This is a genomic window from Pseudostreptobacillus hongkongensis, assembly GCF_001559795.1.
GTDB classification, from domain to species: Bacteria; Fusobacteriota; Fusobacteriia; order Fusobacteriales; family Leptotrichiaceae; genus Pseudostreptobacillus; species Pseudostreptobacillus hongkongensis.
The window spans coordinates 1-11,872 of sequence record NZ_LOHY01000067.1; the positions used below are offsets into that span (position 1 = coordinate 1).

Consider the following 11,872-nt stretch of genomic DNA (forward strand, 5'->3'; position numbering starts at 1 on the left):
TCATTCCATAATGTATTAACTAATAACTTTCCTGATACACTACTATATTTACCTTTTAATGTTAATTTATCGTGGTATTTACCATTATCTAAAGTAATTGTTCCTGAATTTGTTATTTTTGATTTATCATCTAAAGATGATGAATTTAACACAAAATTAGAACGTGAGCTTGCCACTTCTTTGGGATCTTGATTGTTCTTATATTCCTCTATTGCTTTTTCTGCTTGTTTGATTTTTTCTAAAGTTTCCGGTTTTACTTTACCATCCCAAAATTCATCATTACTAGCTTCTGCTTTTGCTTTTTTTAATGCATCTATCAAATTTTTAGGTGTTGGTTTATATTCTCCTGCATTCAAATTAAATTGAGATGCATCAAGTATAGAATTTTCTCCAATATTTAAATTATTAAAAGTTGATTCATTAATATCTCCTTTATTTTTTAACACCCATTTAGCACCTGTTTCTAAATTCATATCTAATCTAGCATCAAAATCTTTACCAAAAGCCTTATTTACCATTCCATAAATACTAGCTTTATCTTTTATTGTTGCTGTTAGTGATGAAGTAGAATTTTTAACACCTTGAGCTTCTATTAACCACCCTTTTTTTGCAGCTGTCGCAACCGATTTTTCTCCTGATAATTCAAATTTAGAATTTGTTACTGCAAAATTACCAAAATTTAATTGATTAGTAAAAGCAGAACTATGCCCATATGAATTATCTGATACTTTATCTGCTTTGACTTCTATTAATGTTGCAGTTTCAGAACTTGTTTTTATTACAGTATTTTTTAATTTAACTTCTTGATTTTCAGCATTTGAATTACGGCTAACATTTAATGTACCTATTATGCTTTTAAAATATAGTCTATAATCTGTAATATCATAAGAAATAGCAGTATTTCCAGAATTAATTACAGAAGCTTCTTCTGTATTTTCTCCTGTAATTTCAAATTTTGCTTTATTGTTAAATAGCCTAACTGCTGCTGAATCCTTTGCTTCTGTTGTATCTATCGTTAATTTGCCATTTGCTGTTACAGTTGGTCCATCTCCTGTTATATTTTCTAAAGGTTTTCCTATTTTTATTGCAGCCGAATTTTTACCATTTGCTACTATCTTTATGTTTGTATTTCCATTAAATGTAGCTTTTGATTCATTCCCTGACACATAAACTCCTACCATATAGTCACCTATTTTATTAGTTGACTGATCCTTTACTTCTATGTTTACATTACCATTTGAAATAAATTCTGCTCTTGCTCCAGTTGTTCTAAATAGTTTTAATCCAGATAATTGATGTCCAAAATGTACCGCAACCCTTTTATAACCTGACCCAACTATTCTATCAGCAATTTTTGTATCTGGAGTATTTTGAACTTTAACATCCATATTATTTACTGTCAACCTAGATACATCTGTTTTACTTCCACCATCCCAATCATATCCAACAGCTACACCATAACTTGCATTTGAATCTGCTGATACCGAATATTGTCCTGTTGTATCTTTAAAAGTAACATCTACATTTAGATTCTTAACATTTACATCTGAATCTCCTCTTGTTATTAACCCTTTTGATCTTGTATGATTTACTCCTTCTTTAGGTGCAATAGTTATACTTAAATCATCTGCTTTTACACCCTTACCAGCTAGTTCTAAGTGAGATTCTCCTCCTGTATCTTTTATATCAAATTTTACTTTTCCTTCTAATTTTGTTTCATCTTTAGTCGTTACAAATGAACTACCACTTTCTCCAGTATATGTTGTTCCTTCTTCACCCACCCCAATTATTTTATTATTTTCATCTATTTGTCTTTTTGCATCCTCAATTGTTTCGGCTGTTGATAATACTCCTCCACCCATAGAAATTAAAATTAATGATAAAATCCCTAAATTTAATTTTTTGTTTTTAGCCATATATTCACATCCTTATTTTTATATATTCTTTATTAATAGTATATATCAATTATTGTTATTTTTCAATTAAACGTTGAAATTTTTTAATATAAAAACAGATCTTTTAGACCTGCTTATATAAATTTCTTTAAATTATAGTTCTTGTAAATAATTTTTTAATTCATTAACATCTAATAAATTTTTAAGAACTTTTATTTTAGGATTAGCTTCTAACTCTTTAGCTAATTTTTCAGAACAAAATACTAAATTAAATTTATCTATTTTTTTTGGTTCTCCCTAAAATTAAAAGGCGGTATTTCTACCACCTCTAATTACAAATATATTATTTATTCTTTTTATCATCTATTCTTCTAAGTAAATATATACTTAAATTTAATAACACACTAGTTATAACAACAGGCATATAGTTTATATACATTGCATATGCTCTATCTTTAAATGGTATCATAAACAATAGTATTACACTTACCATATTAATTATTAATGGAGGCATATATAGTTTATCTTTAAAAAATTTATTAAGTAAAAACGTAACTCCCAAAGATCCTAATATATATAACTTGCTATAATACATCCATATTGCTATAAAATTTAATATATCCATTATCCTTTTACTGCTCCCATTGTAACACCTTGAGTAAAGTAGCTTTGGAACATTAAGAATACTATTATCATAGGTAATGATGCAAGGGCTGCTCCTGCCATTAATAACCCATAATTTAATGAAAATTCTGCAGCTTGTGACATTGAAGCTACTCCTAAAGGTAAAGTTTTCATAAGTTCACTATTAGTAAATATTAATTGTGAGAAATAATCATTCCAGCTTGCTATAAATGTAAATATAGCTAAAGCTCCTATACCTGGTTTAATTATTGGTAAAACAATACTTGTAAATGTCTTAATTTCACCACATCCATCTATTTTAGCTGATTCTAATAATTCATTTGGTACACCATGTGAAAATTGTTTCATCAAAAATACTCCAAATGGCCAACCAACAGCTGGTAATATTAAAGCCTGATATGTATCAACCCAACCAAGTTCTGTAATGAATTTTAATAAAGGTATTAAAATTACTTGTTTAGGTAATGCCATCGCAGCAACAAACAGTATAAATATTACATTAACTCCTGGAAAACTCTTTTTAGCTAAAGCATATCCAGCTAGTGCTGCTGTAACACATACAAGAACTGTAGTTGAAAATGATATAAAGACTGAATTAAAGAACCATCTTAATGTATTTGGTACAAGTAATTGTCTGTAATTATCTAATGTTGGTGTAACTGGAAACCATTGTGGTGGTATACTAATTGCAACATCTTGTAATTTAAATGATCCAGTAAATATCCAATAGAATGGAAAAATGAAAAATATTGCAAAACATATTAATAATACCATTGAAAAAATACTAAGTGGTGTTCTCTTTTTTACTTCCATATTTATCCTTCCTTTCTATTAGTCTGCATCATATGATAAGAATTTAAATTGTAAAACTGAAATAATTCCTATTATTATAGCAAGTAATACACCCATTGCAGATGAAACTCCAAATCTACTTTCAATTATTGCCTTTTGATAAACAAGGTACATTATTGTAGATGTAGAATAATTTGGTCCTCCTGATGTTAATAATTGTATTAAAGCAAATATTTGGAAACTATTAATTGTTGTAACTACAACTATGTATAAAGTTGTAGGTTTTATTAATGGCCATATAATTTGTGTAAAAGCTTTATGGTCTGTAGCTCCATCAATTTTTGAAGCCTCAATTAAATCTTTAGGGACATTCCCTAAAGCTGCTACATATAAAATTATAGGTTGTCCAACACTTGTGGTAATTAATATTGCTATAATTGCAAATATAGCAGTTTTAGGATTACCAAGCCAGTCAATATTTGAATTAGTAATATGTGTAGTGTTTAAAACATAATTTAATATCCCATATTTAGGATGATAAATCCAGTTCCATACAACAGTTACTGAAACTACTGATGAAATTGCTGGAATATAGAAAATACCTCTAAAGAATGATCTAATAAAAGCATTTTTTTCATATATATTAATTGCAACAAATATTGAAAAAGCAACAACTATTGGAACAGCAATTGCTGTTATTAATACTGTATTTATAGTTGATTTAATAAATATACCGTCTTTAAACAAATCTACATAATGTTTTAATCCAACAAAGCTTGTATTCCGTCCTCTAAACTTAAACATAGAAAGATATACACCCTTAATCATAGGATATAAAACGAAGCTCGTAAAAAATACCATTACTGGTAAAATAAATAAATATCCACTATAATCAATTTTTTTAAAATTAATTTTTTTAATAGATTTCAGCATCTTTTCACCTCATTTTTTAATGAGGTAGGGAGGATTTCCCTACCTCAGTTTTAACTATTTTGCATCTTGTATTGTTTTATCTGCATCTTGAACGAATTTATCTAATCCATCTTTAGCTGTTGCTTGACCGTTTAATACTGATTGAACCATATTGAACCATAATGGTCTCATTTGAGCAAATCCATCTATAGTATTGTAGTAAGGTCCGAAGAAATCACTTAATGTTTCTAAGTATTTAGATTCTTCATCAGTATATAATCCTGTAACACCATATGGTGAGAAGTTACCAGTTGCTTTTAATGATCTTTCTCCCCATGTAGGATCGTTAGTTAAGAAGTCAACGAATTTTTTAGCTGCTGCTGCTTTTGCTGGATCTCCATTATCAAATACAGCTGATCCTGCTAATAAGAATTCATATTTAGCTTGTCCACTATTATTAGGGAATGCAACGAATACTGGATCTAATGTTCCTTCTTCTATAGCTTTAGTATCATTTCCTTTTAATCCTGAAGAATAAAGAATTGTTCCTGCTGCTTTTCCACTTCTGAATGCTTCTAAAGCATCTTTAGCTTCTGCTGCAACACCTTGTCCTAATAATCCTTTGTCGTAAGCACCTTTAATCCATTCTAATCCTTTAACACCATTTTCATCATTTATAGTGTATTTAGTTATACCTTCATCTGTAATCCAGCTATTGTATAAGTTAGAAACAAATGCTCTTGGCCCTTGGTCTCCTGCTTGTGATTTAGTATAGAATAATATTGGATCTATACTTCCATCTTTTTCTTTAACTGCAGTTAAGAATTTTTCAAATTCTTCTACTGTCCAGTTTCTTCCTGGTTTATTTAAAGGTAATAAATCAGTTACACCTAATTTATCTGTAACTTTTTTATTAAATGCCATTAAGAATGGAGTTATTCCTAAAGGTTTTAAGTAAACTTTACCTTCAAAGCTTGAAGCTTCTAATACTTTTTTAGTTAATTTATCTTTGTTAGGTAAATCAGCATCATCAAATGAAACTAACAATCCTTTTTTAGCCCAGTCAATTATACGTCCTGGAGCATCAATTATAACATCTGGAGTTGCTTTTGATTGAATTGCAGTTTCAATTTTAGCTGGTCCATCTGTAAAGTCTATTTTTTGATATTCAACTTTAATATCAGGGTTAGCTGCTTCAAATGCTGATATTAATGCTTTATCATAGTCTTCAGCTGTTTTAAATTCTGAATCCTTAGTAAAGTTAGGGAATGACCAATAAGTAATAGTCACAGGCCCTTCTGTTTTAGCTTCTTGTTTACCACCACAAGAAATTGCTGTTAATGCTATTGCAGCTATTGCTACAAATGCTCTGAAAATATTTTTTTTCATAAATTCCTCCTAAAATTTAATTTTATTTAACAAAATTTATTTATTAATTCTTCAATTTTTGTATTTAAGTCTTTACATAATTTAATATGTTCTTCTGTTTCAACAGGTAACATAGGTCCTCTTACTTGACCATTTTTTATTCCTCTTAACTCTAACATATATTTAGTAACTCCATATAAAGATGGTCCACTTAATAAGCCTTTAATAACTTCATTTACTTCATTTTGAAGTACTCTTGCTTCTTCAATTTTCCCTTCTTTAAATAGTTCATTTAATTTCATGAATAATTCAGGCATAACTCCATAAGTTCCACCTATTCCGCTATCGGCACCTATCATACGTCCTGCTATAAATTGTTCATCTGGACCATTAAACACTATAAATTCATTACCATTTTTAGCACGTGTCCCTATATATTTAAATTGTTGTAATTCAAATGTTGATTCTGATGAACATTTAATTCCTATAACTTTTTCCATTTTAGCCATTTCTTCAAATAAGCTAATAGGTAAATTAAATCTAGTAGTTTGTGGTATGTGATAGATTATAAATGGTAATTCGGTTGCATCTATCATAGCTGTCCAGTGTCTCTTAATAGCTAATGGAGAGAATCCATAATATACACAAGGTATAGAAGATATAGCATCTACTCCTAAACTTTCAGCATGTTTTGCAAGTCTAACTGATTCAGGTGTTGAATTAGCACCTACATGTACTATTATAGTTAAATTACTACCTTTAGCTTCTTCCATAACTGCTTCAAGCATAATTTTTCTTTCTTCTTCATTTTGAAGTACACCTTCTCCTGATGAACCTCCAACATAAAGACCTTTAACCCCTTTTTCAATATAGTATCTTGTTAAAGCTTTAGCTCTTTCTGGTGATACATTTCCTTCATCATCATAAGCTGAATAAAGTGCTACAAACACACCTTTAAATTTTTCTAAATCAAATTTCATTTTATTTTACTCCTTCTCTTACTATATAGTAAATACCTACTATTCCAGCATTATTTTCTAATTTAGCAAGTTCTATATTACTCTTAAATTGATTTCCCATTTTTTTCTTATTTACATATTTAATAATTTTATCTCCTAAAAATTTACCTTGTGCTGTTATTCCTCCACCTATAACTATATTCTGTGGATTAAGTATATATAAAATATTTAATATACCAAAAGATAAGTTTTTTACCAATAAATTAATAGCTGATATGCATAATTTATCTCCAACACGTGCATTATTAAATATATATTTACCATCAACATCTTTACCTAATTTCTTACTTACATAATTTGTTAAAAAAGTTGCTGATGCAAAATCTTGAAAATGTTTATTTTTCATAGGAAGATACCCTATTTCTCCAGCTGTTTGAGAAGCTCCTCTAATAATTTTACCATCATTAATATATGCCCCACCAACACCTGTTCCTACAGTCATACAAAACATAGATCCTGAATATCCACCATAAACATATTCTCCATAAGCTGCACTATTTACATCATTTTCAACAAAACAAGGTATCATATATTTTTTTTCTATAATTTCTTTAAATTTAGTACCTGTATATCCTGGAATTGTAGGTCCTGCAAATATAACCTCACCTAAATCTACATCCACAACACCTGCTGTTGAAATACCTATTGCATCTATATTATCATATTGATCTATAACTTCTAGTATATCTTTTAAAATATAGTTAGTCGTTTCTGTTTTTCTAGTTTTTATACTCTTAGTTTTAATGTCATTTACATCTTCTACTAAAGCATATTTTATACTAGTTCCACCTATATCAAAACAAAGTATTTTCATTAAAGTCCCATTCCTTTTATAAATCTTGTTGCAATTTCTAAAGGTCTTGTTATAGCTCCACCTACAACTACAGCATATGCTCCTATTTCTAACATTTTTTTAGCTTGTTCTGGTGTGTGTACTCTTCCTTCTGCAATTACAGGAATTTTTAACTCTTTAACTAATTTTTCTATTAATTCAAAGTTTGGTCCATTATGGTTACCTTCTGTATATGGAGTATATCCGTTAAGCGTAGTTCCTACTAAATCTACTCCTGCATTTTGAGCATTAACTCCTTCTTCAAAACTAGAAATATCTGCCATCAATAATATATCTGGATATTTATTTTTAATAGATGCTATAAATTCATTTATAGTTAAACCATCATATCTTTCACGCATAGTACAATCAAGTGCAATTATATCTGCTCCTGCTTTAACTAATGCATCTATTTCATCCATTCCCACTGTTATATATTGTGGAAATCCTTCATATTGTTTTTTTATAAGCCCTATAACAGGAACACTTACTTCTTTTTTTATTTCAACTACATCTAAAACTCCATTAGTTCTTATTCCTTTTGCTCCAGCTTGAATTGCTGCACGAGCCATTAAAGGCATCATAGTTATTTTTTCATCTATATATAAAGGTTCTCCTTTTAAAGCCTGACAAGAAACAATTAACTGACCTTTCAAACTTTCTAACAATTTAACCTTATCCACTTTAAAACCTCCTATTTATTCATCATAGCTATAGATTTTGCTATATCTTGTCTTGTTTGTTCCGCTTTATTTTTATTTCTTAAAGCATAACCTGTAGCTAATATGTCTATTATATATAACTGTGATATTTTAGAAACTAAACTTCCTCCATTTAAAGGATTTTCTTTCCCTGCTGTAAGTAATACTATATCTCCTATCTTAGCAATAGTAGACATAATATAGTTAGTGATAACTATAATTTTACATCCACGTTCTTTTGCAAGAGTTAGAGGATAAACTAAATCTTTAGTTTCACCTGATAAACTTATAACAACTATAATATCTTCTTTTGAAGTTGTTGATGCATACATAACTTGGAAATGAGTATCACATACACTATGAGCTATTTTACCAAACCTCATAAATCTATTTTGTAACTCTTCTCCTGCAACTCCTGATGAACCTACACCAAATATATACATTTTTTTAGATTTTTCTATACTAACTATAGCATCCTCTAATGATTGTCTATCAATTAGTACTTTACTTGATTTTATAGTTTCAAGTATATTCATTTCTATATTTTCAATATAGTCTTCAGAATATTTTTGTTCAACTGTTGATAATTCTCTTGCAACTTCTAATTTAAATTCTATAAATCCTTTAAATCCTAATTTTTTAACTACCCTAAATATAGTTGCTTTTGATACATCAATTTTTTTAGTTATATCTTCAAGAGACATTATACATACATCATTTTGTTCTGATAATATAAAATCTGCCACCTTTTTTTCTTGTTTACTGAAAGAAGGGTAAAAAGATTCTATTATCGAAATATATTTCATAACTAAACTCCTTCTAATATATCAGGTGTTCTATATCCTGGTTTAATCTCTCCATTTATTAAATATATTTTATTATTAAATTCTATAAGTGATGAACCACAAGTTGCATTTTCAATAGTTCCTTTCCCTATAACTGTATAAGTTTCAGTACTAGGATCAAACATAAATACTTTCTGATTAAATCCAAATTCTTCACGACTTTTTGAAAAATATTCTATTTTATAATCTATATTATGAAGATTTTTAACGGCATAATCATAAATTTCTTTATTACACCCTCCTGTAATTATAACCTTGCCATCACTTTTTTTAACAAATGAAGCACCTGATAGATTTATAGGTGTATCTTGTATTTGTTCCCATTTATCATTTAATATATCATATTTGTATGAATCTAAATAACATATATCTGATAGACCTCCAAGAACATACATATAACCATTACTTTCAAAATATATACTTTGGAATCTTACATTTCCAGGGAATTTAGATTTCTTAGTTATATTCTTACTAATAATATCGTATTCATAAACATATTCGTTCCCAAAATATATCTTATTATCAAAAACACAACCATAACCTCTTAATATTTCCTGATTAACATCTACTATTTCATTTTCAAGTATTTCACCATTTTCAATTCTATATTCATATATTTTAGTATTACCTGCTCCAGATATCCAATAAATAACATCTTTATCTTTAACTAATATACCAGAATCAGGTGAAATCTTACCTTTTTTAGTAGATATTAAATTAAATTCTTTATCATAAATATACATATCATCATATGTTAATCTTGTTCCTTTTGGAGGAACTCCATTTGGAAAATTAGAACCTCCATAAAGAATTAAATAATCACCTAGGCTTTCACAAAGCATAAGAGTTAATCCCTTACTATGACCTATTTCCCCAATTTTTTTAAATACCATACCGATCACCTAGTATATTATACCTCGATTTTTCAGAAATGCAAAAAAAAATGAAAAAAAATTTCAATTTTCTTTCTTTTCAATTATTATGTATACTAAAACTATTATAAAAAGGCGTTTCTTTTATACAAACAAAATTAAAAAGAAAAAAAATTTAATCTATTGTAGTTTCAAAATAAAATTATTTTATATAAAAAGTGAACCTTGTAATATCTTACTTAGTCCACTTAATTAATTATTTAATCTTAACCCTAATGTCTTTTCCACTAAAAGCAATGGCAACATATTTAATATCTTTTATTCCTTTTTCTATTAACTTAGCATCATATTTCTTATCAATTATTTGCTCAATAGCATCTTGTGCTTCTTTTTCTAACTTTTCTTTATCTTTTGTTTTCTTAAACTCATATATATATGCCCTATCCTGAATATTTTTAGGTTCTAAAGTTGCATCATATCTTCCTTGCCCACTTTCTGTATTTGAATGTATATAATATCTTTCTCTTAAGTAAGCAAATAGCCCTATCATTAAACCTTGATAAAATAACTCTTCTTTTGTATCATTAAAACTTGTATTATTCATTATTATACTCTGTAATAACTCTTCAAACTTATCTATTTCATCATTATTTAAATATCTGAACAATAACATTAAATCTTTTCCATCTCCATATGTATTTTCTATAAAGCTACTACTAAAGAATTTTCTTACTTCTTCATTTGGTATCTTTAATTCATATATTGATTCTTCTACATTTTTATCCACTGTTAAATATCCACTAAATAACATTAATTCCCATAAATCTTTATCTGATAATAGTTTTGATAAATCTGATGTCTCACTTATACTTTCTAATATACTTTCTCCTTTAAATAACTTTTCTAGTTTTTCTAAAGTTTCTTTATCTGTTGCTTCTAATACATCACTTATTAATTTATTCCCTGAAGTTCTTACCCAATATGGTTTTAGTTCTCCTTCTTGTAAAAAGTTTATTATACTCCAAGGGTTATAAACTAAACTATTTCCTATCTTGTATCCATCATACATATTTCTTACATCATCTATCTTATGTGTATATCCATAATAGTTCATAGACTCTATTACTTCACTTTCTGTAAATCCAAAAGAATCTCCATATTTATCATTTAATATTGTATATACTTTAAGATTATTTAATTCTGAAAATATTCCAGTATTTACTGCCTTTATTATTCCTGTTATTATTCCTTGCTCTAAATATATATTATCTTTTAAAGCTAATCCATAAAAGGAAGAAAAGAAGTTTTTTGCTTCTTCATAATATTCATGAGTATATGCCTCAACTAATGGATTGTCATATTCATCTATTAATAAAATTACTTTTTTATTATATTTTTGATATATTAAATCTATTATAAATTTAAGAGAATTTTTTAATATTTCAATATCTGAAGTTCTATATTCTAAACTCTCAAAATCTATTTTATCTATTCCTTCTAGTTCTAATTCCTTCTTATTTTCTTTAAAAATTCTTGAAATTAATATTCTTATTTGATTTAACATGCCTTCCCAATTAGTAGATTTCAAATCTTTTAAAGTCAAATAAAGAACTGGATGTTGTCCTTGTTTTTCAAAATATTTTGATTTTTCTATATATAGATCTTTAAATAGATTTCTATTATTTTTGCTATCTTTAACATCAAAAAAATATTTAATCATAGACATAGTTAAAGTCTTACCAAATCTTCTTGGACGAGTAAATAGCTTAATATCTGATTTATCTTTTAAAATATCTTCAATAAATCTTGTTTTATCAAAATAGTAAATATCACTAGATATTATCTTTTTAAAATCACTTACTCCTGCTCCTATTCCTTTTAATTCCATAATATTTCCCCTTTCTTTACCCCCTAATTTTCTAATTGTATTATACAATTATTTAAATTTTTAATCAATTATTATTTGTAAAAAATGTATATTAAAAAAACAA

The 11,872-nt window shown here is 27.5% G+C and carries 11 protein-coding genes; all 11 read right to left on the reverse strand.

What is annotated here, in order from left to right:
* The coding region (locus tag AYC59_RS01545; protein WP_211259995.1) for a hypothetical protein at positions 1 to 1,916 on the reverse strand (1,916 nt) is incomplete at its 3' end.
* 322 nt (positions 1,917 to 2,238) lie between these two features.
* Entirely contained in the window at positions 2,239 to 2,520 is a 282-nt protein-coding gene (locus AYC59_RS01550; protein WP_066894512.1) for a hypothetical protein, read from the reverse strand.
* Positions 2,520 to 3,353: a carbohydrate ABC transporter permease gene (locus tag AYC59_RS01555; RefSeq protein WP_066894514.1), complete on the reverse strand. Its 834-nt coding sequence runs from the start codon at positions 3,351 to 3,353 to the stop codon at positions 2,520 to 2,522. The genes AYC59_RS01550 and AYC59_RS01555 overlap by 1 nt, the downstream gene beginning before the upstream one ends.
* An 18-nt stretch (positions 3,354 to 3,371) precedes the next feature.
* Positions 3,372 to 4,136 (reverse strand): carbohydrate ABC transporter permease, encoded by a 765-nt coding sequence (locus AYC59_RS01560; RefSeq protein ID WP_439332309.1) that lies wholly within the window; start codon positions 4,134 to 4,136, stop codon positions 3,372 to 3,374.
* Between the two features lie 183 nt (positions 4,137 to 4,319).
* Positions 4,320 to 5,633: an ABC transporter substrate-binding protein gene (locus tag AYC59_RS01565; protein WP_082752619.1), complete on the reverse strand. Its 1,314-nt coding sequence runs from the start codon at positions 5,631 to 5,633 to the stop codon at positions 4,320 to 4,322.
* A gap of 26 nt (positions 5,634 to 5,659) precedes the next feature.
* A complete protein-coding gene (locus AYC59_RS01570; protein ID WP_066894516.1) occupies positions 5,660 to 6,592 on the reverse strand; it encodes a dihydrodipicolinate synthase family protein in 933 nt (310 codons plus the stop codon).
* A gap of 1 nt (position 6,593) precedes the next feature.
* Positions 6,594 to 7,445: an ROK family protein gene (locus AYC59_RS01575; RefSeq protein ID WP_066894518.1), complete on the reverse strand. Its 852-nt coding sequence runs from the start codon at positions 7,443 to 7,445 to the stop codon at positions 6,594 to 6,596.
* The gene (locus tag AYC59_RS01580) at positions 7,445 to 8,146 is read right to left on the reverse strand and encodes an N-acetylmannosamine-6-phosphate 2-epimerase (RefSeq protein WP_066894520.1); all 702 of its coding nucleotides are present in this window, start codon (positions 8,144 to 8,146) and stop codon (positions 7,445 to 7,447) included. The genes AYC59_RS01575 and AYC59_RS01580 overlap by 1 nt, the downstream gene beginning before the upstream one ends.
* A gap of 11 nt (positions 8,147 to 8,157) precedes the next feature.
* The gene (locus AYC59_RS01585; protein ID WP_066894522.1) at positions 8,158 to 8,970 is read right to left on the reverse strand and encodes a MurR/RpiR family transcriptional regulator; all 813 of its coding nucleotides are present in this window, start codon (positions 8,968 to 8,970) and stop codon (positions 8,158 to 8,160) included.
* 2 nt (positions 8,971 to 8,972) lie between these two features.
* Complete coding sequence (locus tag AYC59_RS01590; protein WP_066894524.1) at positions 8,973 to 9,902, reverse strand: hypothetical protein; 930 nt, start codon at positions 9,900 to 9,902, stop codon at positions 8,973 to 8,975.
* 235 nt (positions 9,903 to 10,137) lie between these two features.
* Entirely contained in the window at positions 10,138 to 11,769 is a 1,632-nt protein-coding gene (locus AYC59_RS01595) for an AAA family ATPase (RefSeq protein WP_066894526.1), read from the reverse strand.
* Positions 11,770 to 11,872: the final 103 nt, after the last annotated feature.